Source organism: Bradyrhizobium barranii subsp. barranii (assembly GCF_017565645.3).
GTDB classification, from domain to species: domain Bacteria; phylum Pseudomonadota; class Alphaproteobacteria; order Rhizobiales; family Xanthobacteraceae; genus Bradyrhizobium; species Bradyrhizobium barranii.
Genome location: NZ_CP086136.1, coordinates 3,286,475 through 3,305,134, shown reverse-complemented (window position 1 = coordinate 3,305,134; position 18,660 = coordinate 3,286,475). Strand labels below are relative to the sequence as shown.

The 18,660-nt window shown below is 64.3% G+C and carries 16 protein-coding genes and 1 pseudogene; 6 read left to right on the top strand and 11 right to left on the bottom strand.

Annotated features, from left to right (window positions below; all coding sequences use genetic code 11):
- Window positions 1–3 precede the first annotated feature (3 nt).
- The 3 genes from fixJ (at window position 4) to J4G43_RS15865 (ending at window position 1,904) form a co-directional block, all read left to right on the top strand.
- The gene (fixJ, locus tag J4G43_RS15875; RefSeq protein WP_028150099.1) at window positions 4–621 is read left to right on the top strand and encodes a response regulator FixJ; all 618 of its coding nucleotides are present in this window, start codon (window positions 4–6) and stop codon (window positions 619–621) included.
- Window positions 622–664: 43 nt separating this feature from the next.
- Window positions 665–1,087, top strand: a complete 423-nt coding sequence (locus J4G43_RS15870) for a response regulator (protein WP_071915971.1) — start codon at window positions 665–667, stop codon at window positions 1,085–1,087.
- A gap of 94 nt (window positions 1,088–1,181) precedes the next feature.
- Entirely contained in the window at window positions 1,182–1,904 is a 723-nt protein-coding gene (locus tag J4G43_RS15865) for a helix-turn-helix domain-containing protein (RefSeq protein WP_208085443.1), read from the top strand.
- A gap of 42 nt (window positions 1,905–1,946) precedes the next feature.
- Here the strand turns inward: J4G43_RS15865 and J4G43_RS15860 are convergent, their stop codons facing one another.
- Genes J4G43_RS15860 through J4G43_RS15845 form a run of 4 tightly spaced genes read right to left on the bottom strand, consistent with a single transcriptional unit; the run spans window position 1,947 to window position 7,867 of the window.
- Complete coding sequence (locus tag J4G43_RS15860) at window positions 1,947–3,260, bottom strand: MFS transporter (protein ID WP_208085441.1); 1,314 nt, start codon at window positions 3,258–3,260, stop codon at window positions 1,947–1,949.
- Between the two features lie 23 nt (window positions 3,261–3,283).
- The gene (locus J4G43_RS15855; RefSeq protein WP_208085439.1) at window positions 3,284–3,817 is read right to left on the bottom strand and encodes a PRC-barrel domain-containing protein; all 534 of its coding nucleotides are present in this window, start codon (window positions 3,815–3,817) and stop codon (window positions 3,284–3,286) included.
- Window positions 3,818–3,839: 22 nt separating this feature from the next.
- Window positions 3,840–6,044 (bottom strand): amylo-alpha-1,6-glucosidase, encoded by a 2,205-nt coding sequence (locus tag J4G43_RS15850; RefSeq protein WP_208085428.1) that lies wholly within the window; start codon window positions 6,042–6,044, stop codon window positions 3,840–3,842.
- A 59-nt stretch (window positions 6,045–6,103) separates the two neighbouring features.
- Window positions 6,104–7,867 (bottom strand): ABC transporter ATP-binding protein, encoded by a 1,764-nt coding sequence (locus J4G43_RS15845; protein ID WP_208085427.1) that lies wholly within the window; start codon window positions 7,865–7,867, stop codon window positions 6,104–6,106.
- A 272-nt stretch (window positions 7,868–8,139) separates the two neighbouring features.
- Between J4G43_RS15845 and J4G43_RS15840 the strand changes: the two genes are divergently transcribed.
- Window positions 8,140–9,210 (top strand): glycosyltransferase family 4 protein, encoded by a 1,071-nt coding sequence (locus tag J4G43_RS15840; RefSeq protein ID WP_208085425.1) that lies wholly within the window; start codon window positions 8,140–8,142, stop codon window positions 9,208–9,210.
- Window positions 9,211–9,389: 179 nt separating this feature from the next.
- Here the strand turns inward: J4G43_RS15840 and J4G43_RS15835 are convergent, their stop codons facing one another.
- From J4G43_RS15835 to J4G43_RS15815, 6 genes and pseudogenes are all read right to left on the bottom strand, one after another.
- Window positions 9,390–11,312 (bottom strand): alkyl/aryl-sulfatase, encoded by a 1,923-nt coding sequence (locus J4G43_RS15835; protein WP_208085423.1) that lies wholly within the window; start codon window positions 11,310–11,312, stop codon window positions 9,390–9,392.
- A 253-nt stretch (window positions 11,313–11,565) separates the two neighbouring features.
- Window positions 11,566–12,723: a GGDEF domain-containing protein gene (locus J4G43_RS15830; RefSeq protein ID WP_208085416.1), complete on the bottom strand. Its 1,158-nt coding sequence runs from the start codon at window positions 12,721–12,723 to the stop codon at window positions 11,566–11,568.
- A gap of 119 nt (window positions 12,724–12,842) precedes the next feature.
- A complete protein-coding gene (locus tag J4G43_RS55610; protein ID WP_063986578.1) occupies window positions 12,843–14,126 on the bottom strand; it encodes a TRAP transporter large permease in 1,284 nt (427 codons plus the stop codon).
- 288 nt (window positions 14,127–14,414) lie between these two features.
- Window positions 14,415–14,636: pseudogene (locus J4G43_RS55605) on the bottom strand (TRAP transporter small permease); the annotation flags it as partial.
- A gap of 335 nt (window positions 14,637–14,971) precedes the next feature.
- Window positions 14,972–15,973 (bottom strand): DctP family TRAP transporter solute-binding subunit, encoded by a 1,002-nt coding sequence (locus J4G43_RS15820; RefSeq protein ID WP_208085412.1) that lies wholly within the window; start codon window positions 15,971–15,973, stop codon window positions 14,972–14,974.
- Between the two features lie 212 nt (window positions 15,974–16,185).
- Complete coding sequence (locus tag J4G43_RS15815) at window positions 16,186–16,956, bottom strand: methyltransferase domain-containing protein (RefSeq protein WP_208085410.1); 771 nt, start codon at window positions 16,954–16,956, stop codon at window positions 16,186–16,188.
- 145 nt (window positions 16,957–17,101) lie between these two features.
- On the opposite strand from J4G43_RS15815, the gene J4G43_RS15810 reads away from it, so the two are divergent.
- Window positions 17,102–17,845: an SDR family NAD(P)-dependent oxidoreductase gene (locus J4G43_RS15810; protein WP_208085408.1), complete on the top strand. Its 744-nt coding sequence runs from the start codon at window positions 17,102–17,104 to the stop codon at window positions 17,843–17,845.
- A 61-nt stretch (window positions 17,846–17,906) separates the two neighbouring features.
- Window positions 17,907–18,290 (top strand): YidH family protein, encoded by a 384-nt coding sequence (locus tag J4G43_RS15805; protein ID WP_028150113.1) that lies wholly within the window; start codon window positions 17,907–17,909, stop codon window positions 18,288–18,290.
- Here the strand turns inward: J4G43_RS15805 and J4G43_RS15800 are convergent.
- Entirely contained in the window at window positions 18,259–18,633 is a 375-nt protein-coding gene (locus J4G43_RS15800) for a hypothetical protein (protein WP_208085406.1), read from the bottom strand. The two genes, J4G43_RS15805 and J4G43_RS15800, sit on opposite strands and share 32 nt — an antisense overlap.
- Between the last annotated feature and the right edge of the window lie 27 nt (window positions 18,634–18,660).

The following is an 18,660-nucleotide window of genomic DNA, read 5'->3' as shown; positions in this document are numbered from 1 at the left end:
TCCATGACGACCAAGGGACATGTCTACGTCATCGATGACGACGAGGCGATGCGGGACTCGCTGAACTTCCTGCTGGATTCCTCCGGCTTCGGCGTCACCCTGTTTGACGATGCGCAAGCCTTCCTCGATGTCCTGCCCGGCCTCGCCTTCGGCTGCGTCGTCTCGGACGTGCGCATGCCTGGAATCGACGGGATCGAGCTGTTGAAGCGGATGAAGGCGCAGCAAAGCCCGTTCCCGATCCTGATCATGACCGGTCATGGCGACGTGCCGCTCGCGGTCGAGGCGATGAAGTTAGGGGCGGTCGACTTTCTCGAGAAGCCGTTCGAGGACGACCGCCTCACCACCATGATCGAGACGGCGATCCGCCAGGCCGAGCCGGCGGCGAAGAACGAGGCGATCTCGCAGGACATCGCCGCCCGCGTCGCCTCGCTCAGCCCGCGCGAGCGCCAGGTCATGGAAGGGCTGATCGCGGGCCTCTCCAACAAGCTGATCGCCCGTGAATACGACATCAGCCCCCGCACCATCGAGGTCTACCGGGCCAACGTCATGACCAAGATGCAGGCCAACAGCCTCTCGGAGCTGGTCCGGCTGGCGATGCGCGCCGGGATGTTGAAGGATTGAGGCAGGTCAAAATCATTCTCCCGGGCCGTGCTAGCCAAAGGGGATGATCGAGATCGGCTCGCACCAACAGCGGCTTCCAGTGACGTCATCCGCAAAGCCCACCGTCTACGTTGTCGACGATGATGCCGCGGTGCTGGGATCCCTGCAATTCCTGCTGGAAACCGACGGCTTTGCCGTGCGGACCTTCAGGAACGCGACGGCGCTGCTGAATGCCAGTGGTGCGCAGGGGGCGGACTGCTACGTGATCGACTACAAGATGCCCGACATCAACGGCATCGAGCTGGCCGGCCGGTTGCGCCAGTCCGACGAGGGCACGCCCGTGATCCTGATCACCGGCTATCCCGATGGGAATATCTCGGCCCGGGCGGCCGCCGCAGGCGTCAAGGACGTGATTTTGAAGCCGCTTCTCGACGAAACCCTGGTCAAGTGCATCCGCCACGCCATCCAGGGCGGCCGCGGCAACTGACCTACGGGGTTCTACGTAGGTAACCCCCCTTAAGATATCTCGCGAAATTTTCGAAGCGCCCGAACCCGCGTACCAAAGCGTCATCACAACGGAGATGGCGCAGATGCTGACCGAGACGCTCAACACCCAGGCGATCAACACCCAGGCGATCAACACCCAAGTTCGTGCCAAGATTGCCCCTGCCCATCCCGTCTCCGACCAGTTCGGCGCGATCGCCGGCCATGTCGGCCTCGTCGCCACCGAGTTCTCCTACCGCAAGGACGAGGAGATCTACGGCGAGGACGAGCCGGCCGAATATGTCTACCAGGTCATCACCGGCGCGGTGCGCAGCTACAAGCTGCTCTCCGACGGCCGCCGCCAGATCGGCTCCTTCCATCTTCCCGGTGACGTGTTCGGCCTTGAATCCGGTCCCAGCCACCGCCTCGCCGCTGAAGCCATCATCGACACGACCGTACGCCTGGTGAAGCGCGCGAGCCTGGAGAAGGCCGCCGGCACCGACGTGCAGGTCGCCCGCAAGCTCTGGGCCATGACCGCCGGCGAACTACGTCACGCCGAGGACCACATGCTGCTGCTCGGACGCAAGACCGCGATGGAGCGCGTTGCAACCTTCCTGCTCGAGATGGACCGCCGCCTCGCGGTAGCCGGCATGATGGCACTGCCGATGTGCCGCCGCGACATCGGCGACTATCTCGGCCTGACGCTGGAGACCGTGTCGCGCGCGCTGTCGCAGCTTCACGCCCAGGGCATTTTGGGATTTTCCGGCGCCCGCCAGATCGTGCTGCGCAACCGTCAGCGCCTGCACAATCTCGACGCCTGATTTCTGTCTTCCTCCCCACCCGCTTTGGCCGGCTGAATTCGTTCAGCCGGCCAATTTTTTCGGCGCGATCATGCCGGTGCGCCGGGTTTCCGGCATCACAAAGAGGATCAGCAAGAGCCCGGTCGCGGCGACGCCGGACAGTCCGATGAAGGCGGTGGCATTGCCGAACTTGTCGCTGACATAGCCGCCAAGCGCCGTGCTCAACGACGCCCCGATGCCGGTCGCGGTCCCGACAATGCCTTGCGCCAGATTGAAATGACCGCTGCCGAAGGCGACGTCGGCCACGATCAGCGGGATCATCACCGCGAACACCGCGGCCGTGATGCCGTCGAACACCTGCACCGCGACCAGCAGATAGGGATCGCGCACGGTCGCAAACAGAAGGCCCCGGATCGTCAGCGCAGCGAATCCGATCAGCAGCAGCGGTCGCCGGCCCCAGAGCTGCGCCTTGCGCCCGACCGTCGGCGACAGCAGCGCGACGATCGCCTGCGGCACGACGATGCAGAAGGCGACGAGCACCGTCGCCCACTGGCTCGACCGCGCCGTCACCGCGCTCGCCATCAGCGGCATCATCGCGGCGTTCGCCAATTGCAGCAGCAGCACGCTCAGCGCGAAGACGATGAGCGGGCGTTGCCGGATCAGGTGCCAGAGATTGGTGTCGCCTGGAACCGGCGCCTCGCGCGGCATCTCGCCGTGACAGCGCGCGATGTCGACTTCCTCCTCGCGGATGCGCGACAGCGCGATCAGGGTCGGAATCGCGAGCAGGAAGGTGACGAGGAACACCGAGCGGCTCGACAGGAGATAGCCGGCCGTGCCCATCACGGCGGCGGCGACGCCGTTGCCGAGGGACGCAAAGCGCGCATTGCGGCCGAGCCGCTCGCCGATCGCAAGCGGACCGACGAGGCCGAGGCTGATCGCCGCGATAGCCGGCCCCAGCACGCAGCTCGCCGCCGCATGCAGCGTGGCCGCAGCAACCACCACGGGGAAGATCGGCATCGCCGCATAGGCGAGCGCGCAGAAGCCGATGGTCGCGATCGCAAGCGCTGCGACCAGCCGCTCGGACTTCGCGGCATCGATGATCGCGCCACCGGGCATCTGTCCGATCAGCGCGACGATGCCACCGATCGACAGCACGAGGCCGATCTCGACCTGGGTCCATTTCTGCGTCGTGAGGTAGACCGCGATGAAGGGACCGAACCCGGTCTGAACGTCGGCGAGGAAGAAGATGAACCAGTCGAGGCCGCGCAGGCTCTGGCGCGACGGCGCCGGAAGGCCCGCAGGCGGCGGCGCGGCAACGTTGTACCGTTCAACGCGGCTATCGCGATCTGCGTGGTTCGGCTTCCTCGACAACAGCACCGGCGGCCATCCCTCCCCGCGCCTCACTGAATCGCTTGCAGCGGCTGCAGGCTGCCGGACGCGCCGAGCACCACCATCGGCGTGTCTTCCTTGTATTCAGGCGCGGCTGCGACCTGCGCCTTGGTCAATTCCAGCGTGATGCTGTCCTTCTTGTTGGCAATCTTGCCGAACCGCATCGCGTTCCAGTCCACCACGATCTTGCGGCTGCCGACGCCGAGGAAACCGCCGAAATCAATCACGGCGGCGCGCACACGGCCGGCGCGGTCGACGATGATGTCGACAATGCGGCCCATATCCTCGTCGGCTGCGCTGCGCACGTCCCGGCCGAGCACGCCATGGGCGTCGCTCGCACCGATGATGGTCACGGACGGCGGCGGAGCGGCGTCCTTCGGCGTGACCGGCACGGTGGAGGTCGGCGGCTGCACCGCGGCCGGCGCGTTCGCTTCGCTGGGGGGCGTCGTTGGGCCCGCGGGCGGTTCCTCCGCGGCACGCGATGCGGCGACCGTCAATCCCGCGACGATCGCTGCGCTCAGAACCAACCATCCGGCGGTACGCATAAAACCCTCCTCGCAGGCGCCGCTAGCGCGCCAGCACGATCGAGACCTGGATCTGGCCGCGCGTGCGCAAGACCTCTAGCGCGACATCGTCGCCGTGACGGCTGACGCGCAGATCCACGCTGGAATTTCCCAATCGCAGATCGCGCAGGATCACCTCGTTCAGGAACGCCGGCAGATGCGGATTGCGCAGGCGAATCTCGCCACGCGCGACATCGAACTCGATGCCGAGCGCGGCCTCCAGCAGCGTGAATGGCGTCGCGCTGGCCCAGGCCTGCGGCGCGCAGGCGACCGGATAGAGCGTCGGGCCGCGCCGCTTCTCGCGCCGGAAGCCGCAGAACAATTCGGGCAGCCGCCGCAGGTCCATGTAGGTCGCCGCGTCGAACAGGCCCTTGAAGACATGCGCCACCGAATGCTTGAGCCCGTAGCGCGCGAGCCCGAGCGCGATCAGCGCATTGTCGTGCGGCCAGATCGAGCCGTCATGATAGGACATCGGGTTGTAGCGCACCTCGCCTTGCGCGACCGTGCGGATACCCCAGCCCGAGAAGAAGTGCGGCGCCATCAGATCGGCGGCGACGAGACGTGCGCGGTCCTCGCGGATCATGCCGCTGAACAGCACCTGCCCGGCATTGGATGTCCGCACCTTGCAGGGCCGTTTCCTGCCGTCGAGCGCGAGCGCATAGGTACCGAGCTCCTCGCACCAGAATGCCTTCTCGAACCGCTCGGCCAGCGCCTTGGCCTCGGTCTCGAGCTTTCTGGCGAGGTCCGGCTTGCCGAGCCGCAACGCGCAACGTGCGGCGAGCTGCTTGGCGGCAAAGACGTAACCCTGCACCTCGGCAAGGGCGAGATTGCCTTCCGCAAGCTGGCCATCGGCATGGAAGATCGCGTCATACGAGTCCTTCCAGCCCTGGTTGGCGAGGCCTTTTTCGGTGGCGCGCTGGTATTCGACGAAGCCGTCCCTGTCGGGGTCACCGGGGCCATCGATCCAGGCCAGCCCTGCCTCGATCGCCGGCCACAGCTCGGTCAGGGTCTTCTCGTCGCCGGTGCGCTCGAAATAGCTTCCGGCGAGCAGCACGAACAAGGCGGTCGAATCCACGCTGCCGTAATATTGCGCGAACGGCACCTCGCGAAGCGCAGCCATCTCGCCGCCACGCATCTCGTGCAAAATCTTTCCGGGCGCGGCATCGTTCAGCGGATCGACCGTCTCTGCCTGAAAATGCGCGAGCCGCCGCAGCACGCCCTTCGCGACCCGCGGATCGATCCACAGCATCTGAAGCGCGGTGATCAGGCCGTCGCGGCCGAAAGTCGTCGAGTACCAGGGAATGCCGGCATAGGGATAACGCCCCTGCGGCGTCCCCGTCATCAGCATGTTGAGGTCGGCCATGGCCTGGCACAGCACCTCGTTGAAGATGTTGTTCGACGTCTCGATGCTGGCCATGCCCGTCGTCGACTGGCGCATCTCGCGGCGATGGGCGAGCAGGCCCCTGAAAAAGCGCGCAGGCTTCTCCGCGATCGGCCGGTTGCAGGACACCGCCACGAACAGGGATTTCGACTGATGCGGGTCGAGGTCGAGCTGCCAGGTCGCGGCATTCACCGACAGCCGCGTCGGACGCGGGTCGAAATGCAGGCCGGTGGTACGCACGGCATCGTCAAGCCCGCGATAGTGGAACAGCACGTCGGTCGGCCCGAGCAACTTGCTGGTGCCGGTCCCGCGGTGCGGGCGCCGCTCGCCGCGCACCTCGAACAGATCGGCGAAGTCGCTGTCGAACAGCAGCGTCAGCTCCGGGCTGGCGCGACGGTCGCCATGGTTCTGCACGCCGATGCGCTGATAGGCCGTGCCGCGCCACAGGAAGATCGTGCGCACGATGTGCAGCAGGTCCTTCTGCAGCACGATGCGGCCCTGCCGATAGATATCGGGATTGGTGAGATCGACGGTCAGGGCCGAATTGTCGTCGCGCAGATTCGAGCCGAGCAGCAGCGGCTGGAGATCGTCGAGCACGAGCTCCAGCCGCGCCAGATAGCGCGTGTCGCAGTTGAACAGGCCGTCCGGCCCGCCCGCGGAGGCGCCGATGTCGCCATGGCTGTCCAGCACGATGAAGGTGTCGTCGTGCTTGAGCGACCGACGGGGCCGCGCGGCGGGCCCCGTCATCGGAATGTAGAACGCCTGCTCCGCGACGGCCTCCTCCGTCTGCGTTACCGAGATGATCTGGGTTACGGCTTCGGCTGCCATGAGCTGCTCCCCTGCGGCCAATTTTTCGAACGCGACCAACGCAAACGCAACTGTTGGACTTACGCGGCGAACTTCGCCAGCCGGCTCATCTCCTGCGTCACCAGCTCACGGTAGGGGCCGTGGCCCTGCATCAAGCGGTCGGGCGCGCCGTCCTCGATGATCTTGCCATTCTTCAGCACCAGGACGCGATCGAAATTGCGCAGCGTCGCCAGCCGGTGCGCGATCGCGATCACGGTACGGCCGCGCATCAGGCGCGACAGCGCCTCGCGGATCGCCTCCTCGGATTCGCTGTCGAGCGCGGCGGTCGCTTCGTCCAGCAGCAGGATCGGCGCGTCCTTCAGGAAGGCCCGCGCGATCGCGATGCGCTGGCGCTGGCCGCCGGACATTTTCACGCCGCGGTCGCCGACCATGGTGTCGAGGCCTTCCTGCAGGCTATCGATGAAATCGCAGCGCGCAGCGATCGCCGCGCGCAGCACCTCGTCGTCGGTCGCGTTCGGACGGCCGTAGCGGATGTTCTCGCGGATGGAGCGGTGGAACAGCGAGATATCCTGCGGCACGACCGAGATGGCTTCACGCAGGCTCAGCTGGGTCACCTTGGAAATATCCTGGCCGTCGACGGTCACGCTGCCTTCATCGACATCGTAGAACCGCTGCAGCAACGTGAACAGGGTTGATTTCCCCCCGCCCGACTGGCCGACCAGGCCGACGCGCTGGCCGGGCTGAAGCCGCAGGCTGAACCGTTCAAAGATCTTCTCGCCTCCGGGATAACCGAAGGTGACGTTGTTGTACGCGATCGCGGCGCCGCTCTTCATCAACGGCTCGGCCTCGGGATGATCGCGCAATTCATGCGGCACGAGCAAGGTCGCGATCGCCTCGGTCAGGCGCGCGACGTGCTGGGTGACATCGACCAGCGCCACCGCGAGGTCGCGCGTCGCGTTGAGAATGGAGAGGCCGAGCGTACAGACCAGCACGACATCGCCGGTGGTCGCCTCGCCCTGCTGCCAGAGCGTGATCGCCCAGGCCATCAGCGCCACCGTCAGGACGACCGTCACGCCGGCATGCGTGAGCCGCAGCTTTTCCAGATAACGCAGGCTACGGCCGCGCGCGGTCAGTTCCCGGTTCACCGTCGCGTCGAACCGCTCGTGCTCATGGCCGATGCCGCAGAAGGCGCGGACCAGCGGCATGTTGCTGATGACGTCGATCATCTCGCCGTCGACGACGGCGGCCTTGTCGGCAAAGTCGTCATGCAGCGGCTTGCCGGCTGCGGCCAAATGGAACATCGCTATCACCATACCGCCCGCGACCACGATCAGGCCGAGTGCCATATAGGGACTGACGGTTCCAATCAGACCGATGGCCGCAATTGTGGCAATGCACGGCGGCAACACATTCCAGACGAACATGTTCTCGACCGTGAACACCGCGTTTGAGGTCGCGGTGATACGGCTCGTCAGCATGCCCGGCATGCGATCGGAGAAATAGCTCGGCGCGTGTCCCGTCAGATGACGAAATATGTCACGGCGTAAATCGCCCGTGACACGAACGAAGGTGAAGCTCGCGGTCCAGCTCGCGATCCGCCACAGGAAGTTGTCCGCCGCAATCAGCGACATGAGTAAAATGAATGCCAGCCATACGCTGCCACCGTGCGAAGTTCCCGCGGACAGGCTGTCGACCAGGGATTTGACGCCGTACTGCGTGCCCACGGAACAGGCAACGGCTGCAACGACAGCGGTCAGGATCACGAGATGCGATGCCGGCCGTCGTCGCAGATAGCGCAAAACAAAGGCAAATGGCCTGCGCGCGTAACCAGAAAGATGATCCATGTGACTGCGACCCCGTCGTATTGATTTCGATTTTTCTATTAGCCGATTGAACATCGACCGCTTCGCCTCGGTTCCCGGGCCGGGCCATCACGACATGCGGATGCGGACGATGTGAGAAGAGGAGATGGCAGCATCGCGGCCGACTGAAGTGTGTCGAAGAAGTAACGTTCGTTGAAGGAACTTCGCAATTGCGAGAACGTTCCCTCGTCTGGCATGCCGGTGCCGAGACACGGCGGGGGTTTTACTTCCATGATCACAGAGGAGATGGCGAGATGCGCATCGCGCAGGTAGCTCCGTTGACTGAGGCTGTTCCACCCAAGCTGTATGGCGGCACCGAGCGGGTGGTGCACTGGTTGACGGAGGAGTTGGTTGCCCTTGGACACGATGTCACGCTGTTCGCCAGCGGTGACTCGCAGACGTCGGCGAAGCTGGACGCACTTTGGCCGCGGGCGCTTCGCCTCGACGGTTCCGTGCGTGATCCCAACGCGCTGCATATGGTGCTCCTGGAGCGCGTGCGGCAGAAATGTGACGACGAGGAGTTCGACTTCCTCCACTTCCATCTCGATTACTATCCGTGGTCCCTGTTCCACCGGCAGCCGACCCCGTTCGTGACCACGCTGCACGGCCGGCTCGACCTGCCGGAGCATCAGCCCGTGTTCAACACCTTCTCGAAAATGCCTGTCATCTCGATCTCGAACGCGCAGCGCAGGCCGGTGCCGCAGGCGAACTGGGTGACGACGATCCACCACGGCCTGCCGGAGACCTTGCTGACGCCGAAGCCGGCGAAGCAGGAATATCTCGCCGTGCTCGGCCGCATCGCGCCCGAGAAGGGCGTCGACCGCGCCATCAAGATCGCGATGCATTGCGGCGTCCCGCTGAAGATCGCGGCCAAGGTCGATCGCGCCGACCAGGACTATTACGACGAGCTGATCAAGCCGATGATCCAGAACAATCCGCTGGTCGACTTCATCGGCGAGATCGGTGACCACGAGAAATCCGACTTCCTAAGCGGCGCGCTCGGCCTCCTGCTGCCGATCGACTGGCCGGAGCCGTTTGGCCTCGTGATGATCGAAGCCATGGCCTGCGGCACACCGGTCGTCGCCTTCAACCGCGGCTCGGTGCCCGAGATCATCGACGAGGGCCTCACCGGCTTCGTGGTCGAGGACATCATCAGCGCCGCCGGCGTCGTCAAACGCCTGCCGCAACTCGATCGCGCGGCCATCCGCAAGCAGTTCGAGAAGCGCTTCACGGCGCGGCGGATGGCGCTGGATTATCTCGCGGCCTATCGCAGCCTGACGGAAGCGCAGGCGCCGCGGATCAAGCTGGTGAGCAGCGCGGAGTAAGGGCCGCTTTCACTTCACGACACACTGTCATGCCCCGGCTTGACCGGGGCATCCAGTACTCCGCGACTTCTCGGCTCAAGCACTGCGGTCTCAGGAATACTGGATCGCCCGGTCAAGCCGGGCGATGACAGCGAGAGTGCGGAGGGCGATGCCAGCAAGAACGTGGCGGCGGCGGCGCCCTAACTCACCACCGCCCGCTTCGGCTCGACGATCTCGAACATGCGCGGGAATTCGTCCATCAGGCCCATCAGCTCGGCAAGCCGCATCGGGTTGCCCGCGAGCTTGATCTTGCCGGCGGCGACCGCTTCCGGAAAGCTCGTCAGTTTCGCGATGACCTCATCGAGCGTTGCGCGCGCGAGCGTGAAACTGGCGTCCGCGCCTTCCGCCTGCACGCCCTCCGTATAAGTCAGCGCGCAATTCTCCAGGTTGAGCACGAAGATCTCGCCGGTATCGGAAAAGCTCCAATTCAGCACGATGTGCTTGCCCTCGGCCTTGGGGCCGTTGAGCCGAATGCCGAGCACGTCCCAGAGCTGCTCGGTGCGTAGCGCGGCCAGCGTCTCGCGCGGCATTGGCGGACGCGGCGGGGTCTTGGGCATGCCCTGACGCAGCTCCTGCGCGCCGAACAGATAGGCGTTGCGCCAGGTCGAGCTCTCGGCGGCATAACCGAGCTGCTCGAGCGTATCCGCGAGCAACAGACGCGCCGCTTCATTCTCCGGCTCCGCGAAGACGAGATGGCCGAGCGCCTGCGCGACAAAGCGGAACTCGCCTTTGTCGAAGTCCTTGCGTGCGCGCGCGAGGATGGCCTCGGCGCCGCCCATGTACTCGACATACTTCTTGCCGGATTCCACCGGCGGCAGCGGATCGAGATTGACCGGGTTGGCATCGTACCAGCCGAGATATTTCTGGTAGATCGCCTTCACGTTGTGCCGGATGTGGCCGTAATAGCCGCGGCCGTGCCAGGCGCCCTCCAGGCTCTTCGGCAACTGGATCGTCTCGGCGATCTCGGCGGCGGTGAGGCCGTGGTTCATCAGGCGGATGGTCTGGTCATGCGCGAACTTGTAGAGATCGCGCTGCTGGCGGATCATCGTGCCGATCCGCTCGCGCCCCCACACCGGCCAGTGATGCTGGCCGCACATCGCCTCGGCCTTGCCGTCCCAGAGCCGCAAGGCCTCGTTAAGGTACTTCGACCACGCCAGCGCATCGCGCACGTCGGCGCCGCGGAACGGCAGCAGATTGTGGAAATTGTGCGTACAGTTCTCGGCGAGGTTCAACAGTCTGTAGCGCGGGATGAAGAAGTGCATCTCCGCCGGCGCTTCGCTGTTCGGCGCCATCTGGAATTCGAATTCGACGCCGTCGATCACGCGCCTGTCGCCGCTCGCCATGATCAGGTCGGTCGGACGCAGCAGTGCCACGGCGCCCGCCGCCATCGACTTGCCGAGCCCGTTGTCGACCTGCCCCCGCACGCCTTTGGCGAGGAACGGCCCGAACTGGTATTGTGCCCGCCGCAGCATCGCCGGCCCCGCGATGATGTTCTCGGAGACGGCATGCTCCATGAACAGGTTCGGCGCGATGATCGGCACGGCGCCGGTTGCCAGCGCGTCCTCCTCCAGCACGCCGCGCGCGCCACCCCAATGGTCGGTATGGGTGTGGGTGAAAATGACGGCGGCCACCGGCTTCTGGCCACGATGCCTGTAATAGAGATCGAGCGCGGCACGTGCGCCCTCGATCGACGTCAGCGTGTCCACGACGATGACGCCGCTGTCGCCCTCGATCAGCGTCATGTTGGCGATGTCGAGCCCGCGCACCTGGTAGACGCCGGGCACCACCTCGAACAGCCCGTGCTGCATGTTGAGCCGCGACTGCCGCCACAAGCTCGGATTGACGGTCGGCGGCGCCTGCTCGGACGACAGGAAGCCGTAGGGCTTCAGGCTCCAGACCGTCCGCCCCTGCGGGTTGGTGATCTCCGCATTTTCGATCGTACCAAGAAAGCCACGCGCGGCGTCGTCGAAATCCCGCGTGTCGGAAAACGGCAGCGCATTCAGCATCGCATCATGCTGCACGGTGACGGAGGGTGTTGCGTCCTTCGGCTCGCTGCTGGTCATTCTTGTTTCCTCCCGGCCTGTGCGAGCATCTAACCGCATCTCGCGGGTGATTGCTATCGGAGGAGACTGCCGAAATCTAGCGAGATGCCTCTTTCCTTCTCCCCTTGTGGGAGAAGGTGGCGCGAAGCGCCGGATGAGGGGTATATCTCCGCCCGCAAGACTGTTTGTGCGGAGAGCCCCCCCTCACCCGCCTCGCCGCTGCGCGGCGAGCCACCCTCTCCCACAAGGGGAGAGGGTGCACCGTCCGCGTGGCTTACGCAGCGAGCTCTTCCGCCAAGGTCTGGCCCGATGCGGTCGCATCCGCCATCCGCAAATCCCGCGCCAGCACATAGCCGCCGCGTTCCTGCTTGGCCCGATAGAGCGCCTTGTCGGAGCGCGACAGCAGCGCCTCCGCGGTGCGCCCGTCGTCCGGCGCGACGGCGACGCCGACGCTGACGCCCACCTCAATGACCTGTCCGTCGATATCGTAGGGCATGCTGATCGACTGCACGATGCGCTGCGCCATCGCTTCCGCATCAGCCGCCGAACGCTGCACCGGGACGAACTCGTCGCCGCCCATCCGGACCACGAGGTCATCCTGCGCGGCGAGCGCCTTGAGCCGCCCGGCGACCTGCTTCAGCAGTGCGTCACCGACGGGATGCCCGAACCGGTCGTTCGCCTCCTTGAAGCGGTCGAGATCGAGCGTATGGACGGCAATCATCCCGGCCGCCAGCATCTGCGGCAGGTCCGTGGCCAGCACCGAACGATTGGACGCGCCGGTCATCGGGTCCAGGCGCGAGAGCTGCTCGAACTGCCGCTTGAGCGTGATCTGGTTGATCGAGGCATTGAAGCTCAGCCGCACCATCTCGAAGCTCGCGGCCACATACATCAGGATGAGGAGCCCGAGCCCGACATGGCGGAGATCTGGCTGCATAAAAGTAACAATCGCGGCGGGCGCTGCGATCGCGACGAGATCGAGCAGCGCCGCGACGGGACGCAGCGCCAGCCGCGCCACCACGCCGGCGCCGAAGCCGAAGCCGATGCCGATCGCCATCACGGAGCAAAGCGCATCGCCCAGCACGATGCTGCGCGCGGCAAACACGCCGAGCACCAATGCCGTCACCACGGTGCCGGCAATGTAACGCCGCTCCCAGATCACGGCCTCGGCCCGAGCAAGCTGCGTCGGCTGCGCGAGGCGGCGACGGAATGCGACAATTTCGAACAGGCGGACGATGGCGACGACGACACCGGCGACCGTCAGCGCCGCCGTCACCATATCGCCGGTCTCGTAGGTCGTGATGGCGCCGACCATCGCGAGGCAGGCGGCCGCAAGAATGTTGGGCATCGTCGTGCCGTGCAGGCCCGTGATGACTTCCAGATAGACGGCGTCGGAAATCGACGCTCGTCCGGATTCCATTCTGTTGAAGAACATGCCAGCCCCATCCACTGGCATGGTTCTACCGCAGACCCGTAAAAATGGGTCCCAGCGCAGCGATGGCATTTGAGCGCGCGGGTTTACCGCGCGTTAGCCATGTCCCGGTCGTGCATAGGCTAATGCATCCCCAGCACCCGCGGCAGCCACAGCGTCAGATCGGGCCAGTAGGTCACGATGACGAGGAAGCCGAGCATGGTGATGAGCCACGGCAACACGGCGACCGCGAGCTCGGTTATTCGCATGCGCGCTATCATCGAGGCGACATAGAGATTTAACCCGACAGGCGGATGGCAGAGGCCGACCTCCATGTTGACGTCCATCACGATGCCGAAATGCACGAGGTCGATGCCGAGCTTCTTGGCCGCCGGCGCCAGGATCGGCGCCATGATCAGGATGATCGAGTTCGGCTCCATGAAATTGCCGGCGAGCAGCAGGAGGATGTTGACGACCAGCAGGAAGCCGACCCAGCCGAGGTTCTGCGCCGCGATCCAGTCGGCCAAGGTCGCCGGCAGGTTCTCGTTGGAGAGCACGAAGGAGAACAGCACCGCGTTGGTGACGATGTAGAGCAGCATCGCGCTGGTGTTGGCGGCGCGCAGCAGCACCCGCGGCACGTCCACGATCTTGATCGCCTTGTAGACAAACACCGCGATGATAAAGGAGTAGACCGCAGCCATCGCGGCCGCCTCGGTGGCGGTGAACAGGCCGCTGTAGATGCCGCCGATGATGATGACGACCAGCATCAATCCCCAGATGCTCTCGCGGAAGGTGCGGACGGTCTCGCCCCAGCTCGCCTTCGGCAGGCGTGGATAGTCGCGCTTGCGCGCGAGCCACCAGGTGACGATGCAGAGCATCGTCGTCAGCATGATGCCCGGCAGCAGGCCCGCGACGAACAGCGCGCCGATCGAGGTATTGGTGGAGACCGCATAGACGATCTTCGGAATCGAGGGCAGCATCAGGATGCCGAGCGAGCCGGCAACGGTGATGATGCCGGCGCCGAAATGCATGGGATAGCCGTGGCGGACCATCTCCGGCAGCACGATCGCGCCGATCGCGGCGACGGTCGCGACGCTCGAGCCGCACACCAGCGCGAACATCGCGCAGGCGACGATGCCGGCAAGGCCGAGACCGCCGTGCCAATGGCCGATCAGCGAGGTCGCGAAATTGATCATGCGGCGCGCGACGCCGCCATGGGTGAGGAAATTGCCGGCGAGGATGAAGAACGGGATCGCCATGATCTCGAACCCCTCGATGCCGGTGAAGAGCTTCATCGAGACGGCTTCGATCGGTACCGTGGTCAGCGTGAACAGGAACGTCATCACGGTGAGGCCGAGCGCGATCGAGACCGGGATGCCGGTCAGCATCAGCGCGATCAGCAGCGCGAACACGGTCGCGGCACGCATCCAGTGCGGCAGCACCACCACGCCGAACTTCTCGGCGAGACACATCGCGAAGATCAGGATCGGCGCCATGATCAGGATGACGCCGAGCGGCGACACTTTTCGCGCGGCGGCCCTGGTCGCCGCGCCGGCGGGCTGCGGATGCAACGCGGGCGAGACGTCGGCCTCCACACCCTCGACGTGGCTCTCGTCATGATGCGGCAGATGGCCGGTCCAGTAATAGGACCACGAGACCTGGAGGAAGCGGAAGCACATCAGGCCGGAGCCGAGCGGAATCGCCAGATAGACGAACCACATCGGCGCTTCCAGATCGTTCGACTGCTGGCCGGTCTTGAACATCTCGGAGACAAAGGAGGCGCCGAAGGCGGCGATCATGCCCGTGAACAGCGCGCCGCACAGCAGCGAGAACAGGATCACGTGCTTGCGCGAATGTTCGGGCAGGCGGTTGACGAGCAGGTCGACACCGACATGGATGCCGGTGCGCACGCCATAGGCCGCGCCGAACTTCGCCATCCAGATGAACATGTAGATGCAGAGTTCCTGCGCCCAGGACAGGTCGAGCTCGGACAGGAAGGTGAACACCGCCATCGACAGCGTCGCGAGCCAGCTCATCCCGTGCGCAGCCGCCCATCTGGAGAGGACGATCGATTCGCCTGCGCCGTAACGGTGCACCACGGCGATGAAGATCAAGCCGGTTGCAGCCGCGATGAGCGTCGCGATCAGCCATTCTTCGAGATGGTTGAGCGCCTGATTGAGCACGCGAAGCAAATCAAAGTCCCCCTATCGATGCGAAACGGCCGGAAGTGCGCACACTCCCGACCGTTCGTATTGTCCTTGCGGAAAACGCGTCAGTTCATCTTGACGTCGAGTTCCTTGGCGACGAGATCGAGCACCTCCTGCCCGACCCGGCCCTTTGCCCATGTATAAGTCGGCCGCATCGCTTCCTGCCACGCCTTGCGGTCGGCGTCAGTCAGATAATGCAGCTTGGTCTTGCCCGCCTTCTTGATCTCGGCCAGCGCGTCCTCGTTCTCCTGGTGCGCGATCTGGTTGGTGTACTCGGTTGCATCCACCATCGCCTTCGCGACCTGGGCGCGGATGTCAGGCGGCAGGCCGGACCAGAATTTCGAGTTGACGATGACCGCATATTGCAGATGCGCGTGATAGGACACGGTGATGTCCTTCTGCACCTCGTAGAACTTCTGCGTCAGGTAGTTCGACGCGGTGTTCTCGCAGCCGTCGACCACGCCGGTCTGGAGCGCCTGGTAGACTTCGGAGAACGCCATGATCTGCGGGATCGAGCCCATCAGGCGGAAATACTGGTCGGCGATCTTCGATCCGGAGATGCGGAATTTCAGGCCCTTGAAATCCTCAGGCTTCATCAACGTGCGGTTCGACGACACCATGTGGAAGCCGTTGTCCCAATAGGCGAGCCCCGTGATGCCCTTGGCCTCGAGCTTCTGGAACAGCCACTTGCCGATCGTGCCCTTCATCGCGTTGGAATAGGTCTCGTCGTCCTTGAACAGCCAGGGCAGGTCGAGCGCCTCGAATTCCTTGATGCCGAGCGGCGCGAATTTCGCGGTCGAGGGCGCCAGCATCTGCACCGAGCCGAGCTGGAGCGCCTCGATCTCCTCCTTGTCCTTGTAGAGCGAGGAGTTCGGATAGACTTCGATCTTGACCTTGCCGTCGGTGTACTTCTCGGCGAGTTCCTTGAACTTCAGCGCGCCCTTGCCCTTCGGGGTGTCGTTGGCGACCACGTGGCTGAACTTGATGACAACAGGGCTCTGGGCCTGTGCCACGGCTGGGGCCACGAGAATAGCTGCGGCGGCGACCGCAAGAAGCAGCTTGCGCATGAAGTAACCTCCCAACAACCTCTAAAACCGGGTTCTTTTTGTTTTGCAGCCCGGTTTGCAGCCCAGTAGTGGCAGCAATCCACCACCCGAACAACTAGACCTAAGCCCAATTTGCCACAGGCAAGCTAGCTTGATGGCTGTTGTCCGCGCAACCCGGGACCCGCTTCCAGTCCCGGGTTGCGAACGGTTTATGTCGCATTGCGGCAGTGCGATCAGCCCTTGCGCTGGGCGACCATGAACAGACGCCGGAACGGAAACAGCGTCTGCCCCGCGGCATTCTTCGGATAGGCCTTCGCCACCCGCTCGCCATAGGCGGCCTCGAACGCGGCCTTCTCATCGCCCTGCAGGATGTCGAGATAGCGCGTCAACCAGGTCCCCTTGGTCCATTCCTTCACGGGATTGTCGCCTTCGAGCACCTGCAGATACTCGGTCTCCCAGATGTCGACGTTCTGGGAAAGCGGCGCGAGTAGATCATGATAGAAGGCCGGCCCTTCGACCGGCGGCGGGGTAACGAGATGCTCGACCTTTGACCGCCACGGGCCGTTCAGCGCCGTCTCGCCGATCAGCACATGCGATGGCGCGAGGAAGTTGCGCGGCATCTGCACCGCAAGCATGCCGCCGGGCGTCACCTTCTCCATGACCGACGGAAACAGCACCGCATGATCGGGCAGCCAGTGCAGTGCGGCATTGGAATAGATCAAATCGTATTGCCTGGCGGGGCGCCAATGGCCGAGATCCTCGTGCGACCATTCCACATCCGGCGCCGCCTTGCGGCCTGCGGCCACCATCTCGGCCGAGCCCTCGACACCGGTCACGGTCGCGTCCGGCCAGCGTTCCTTGATCAATTTTGTCACGTTGCCGGCCCCTGCCCCGAGATCGGCGATCGCGCGCGGGGCGAAATCCGGAATCCGCATCAAGAGGTCGACGGCGGGCCGAAGCCGATGGCCGGAGAATTTCAGATATTGCTGCGGATCCCAGACCATTGCTCAACGCCTTTTCTTTTTCGTGTTTCCTTCGTCGAGGCTCTTGGTTACCACTGCTCGTCCCGCTCAGGCAATTCGCGAAGCCGGCGGGACGGGCAGGAAACGAACGACAAGAAGCAAAAAGCAAACAAGAGAGCGTGTGACCATGGACCTCGGGCTCAAATCGAAAACCGCAGTCGTGACAGGCGCGAGCATCGGCATCGGCCGCGCCATCGCCAAGGGCCTGGCTGCCGAAGGCGTCCGCGTCGTCGGCGTGGCGCGGCGCACTGATCTCCTTGCCGAGCTGGTGAAAGAAGTCGGCTCCGGCCTGATCACGCCGTTCGAGCAGGACGTGATGGCCAAGGACGCCGCGGAGAACATCGCGGCCTTTGCGCTCAAAGAGATCGGCCATGTCGACATCCTCGTCAACAATGCCGGCGGCAGCCGCCCCCTTCCCGTCGATGCGCCCGACAGCAAATGGGACGAGGCGATCGCGCTGAACTTCACCAGCTACCGCCGCATCGCGCACGCGCTGCTGCCGCAGATGATCGAACGCAAATGGGGCCGCATCGTCAACATCACCGGCAAGTCCGAGCCGGAAGGCCTCAACGCTGCGTTCGCCGCAAAAGCCGCCGTGCACGCCTGGGCCAAGGGCCTGTCGCGCGAGATCGGCGAGCACGGCATCACCATCAACTGCATCCCGCCCGGCCGCATCATGAGCGAGCAGATCCGCCGCAACTACCCGCCGGATTATCGCGAGCGCTTTGCCGAGGAAGAAATCCCGGTCGGCTATTGGGGCGAGCCGGAGGACCTCGCGGCGCTCGCGGTGTTTCTGGCCTCACCGGTGGCAAGGTACATCACGGGCACGGTGATCCCGGTGGATGGAGGGTTGCGGAGGTATCAGTTTTAGGGCCAGCCGTAGGATGGGTAGAGCGCAACGAAACCCATCGACAACATCCAGAGAGGTCTCGATGATCGAGAGATACTCAGACCACGCGGCAAACGAGCGGACTTTTCTCGCCTGGGTCAGGACGGGCATCGCGATCATCGCGTTTGGCTTTGTCGTCGAGAAATTCAACCTCTTCGTCCGAACAATCGCCGAAGCCAACAGGACGGAGATCGGGTCTCGACTGCAATTCGATCGCTTCACGGGAGCGTTCAGTCACTATGACGGCCTCGCGCTGATCGCGATCGGGATCGCAATCATCGTGATTTCGCTCTTTCGCTTCATCAGGACTGGCCGAATGATTGACGATGCACAATCTCATTCCGCCGGCGGCATCAAGACAGAACTGGTGCTCGCCGTTGTGCTGGGCCTGATCGTTACAGCGATGACCGTTTATTTTGCGCTCTGACTTTGGACCTAGCGGTGGCGCCGGCTTCCATCGACAACATCTGGAGATCGCTTTGCATCACCATACGGGTCTGGGCATCGAGAGCGCCGAACGGCTCGTCCATCAGGATCACATCGGGGCCGACCTCGGTGTTGACTGACGTGATGTTGCGGCCGCGATGATGGACCGCATGACTATACATATTCCAAGCCGCCGAAATGAGCAGGCCGAGGCCAATGGTGAGAATTTGGGCTTCGCGGGTTGAATGAAAGGCAGGGCCGGCTGCGGCATCGCCGCGGCGGCGCGTTGGGGTTGCGGCGTTCGCCGCACACTCGTCCACATCTACTGGCGTCGCCGCCGTCAATGACGCAGAGGCGGTCCCTTTAAGAAA

Excerpts from the sequence above, each read along its gene's own strand:
- fixJ (WP_028150099.1), top strand. The coding sequence starts at position 4 with ATGACGACCAAGGGACATGTCTACGTCATCGATGACGACGAGGCGATG.
- J4G43_RS15870 (WP_071915971.1), top strand. The coding sequence starts at position 665 with ATGATCGAGATCGGCTCGCACCAACAGCGGCTTCCAGTGACGTCATCC.
- J4G43_RS15865 (WP_208085443.1), top strand. The coding sequence starts at position 1,182 with ATGGCGCAGATGCTGACCGAGACGCTCAACACCCAGGCGATCAACACC.
- J4G43_RS15855 (WP_208085439.1), bottom strand. The coding sequence starts at position 3,817 with ATGCGTACCGCCGGATGGTTGGTTCTGAGCGCAGCGATCGTCGCGGGA.
- J4G43_RS15850 (WP_208085428.1), bottom strand. The coding sequence starts at position 6,044 with ATGGCAGCCGAAGCCGTAACCCAGATCATCTCGGTAACGCAGACGGAG.
- J4G43_RS15845 (WP_208085427.1), bottom strand. The coding sequence starts at position 7,867 with ATGGATCATCTTTCTGGTTACGCGCGCAGGCCATTTGCCTTTGTTTTG.
- J4G43_RS15840 (WP_208085425.1), top strand. The coding sequence starts at position 8,140 with ATGCGCATCGCGCAGGTAGCTCCGTTGACTGAGGCTGTTCCACCCAAG.
- J4G43_RS15835 (WP_208085423.1), bottom strand. The coding sequence starts at position 11,312 with ATGACCAGCAGCGAGCCGAAGGACGCAACACCCTCCGTCACCGTGCAG.
- J4G43_RS15830 (WP_208085416.1), bottom strand. The coding sequence starts at position 12,723 with ATGTTCTTCAACAGAATGGAATCCGGACGAGCGTCGATTTCCGACGCC.
- J4G43_RS55610 (WP_063986578.1), bottom strand. The coding sequence starts at position 14,126 with ATGCGTGCCGCGACCGTGTTCGCGCTGCTGATCGCGCTGATGCTGACC.
- J4G43_RS15820 (WP_208085412.1), bottom strand. The coding sequence starts at position 15,973 with ATGCGCAAGCTGCTTCTTGCGGTCGCCGCCGCAGCTATTCTCGTGGCC.
- J4G43_RS15815 (WP_208085410.1), bottom strand. The coding sequence starts at position 16,956 with ATGGTCTGGGATCCGCAGCAATATCTGAAATTCTCCGGCCATCGGCTT.
- J4G43_RS15810 (WP_208085408.1), top strand. The coding sequence starts at position 17,102 with ATGGACCTCGGGCTCAAATCGAAAACCGCAGTCGTGACAGGCGCGAGC.
- J4G43_RS15805 (WP_028150113.1), top strand. The coding sequence starts at position 17,907 with ATGATCGAGAGATACTCAGACCACGCGGCAAACGAGCGGACTTTTCTC.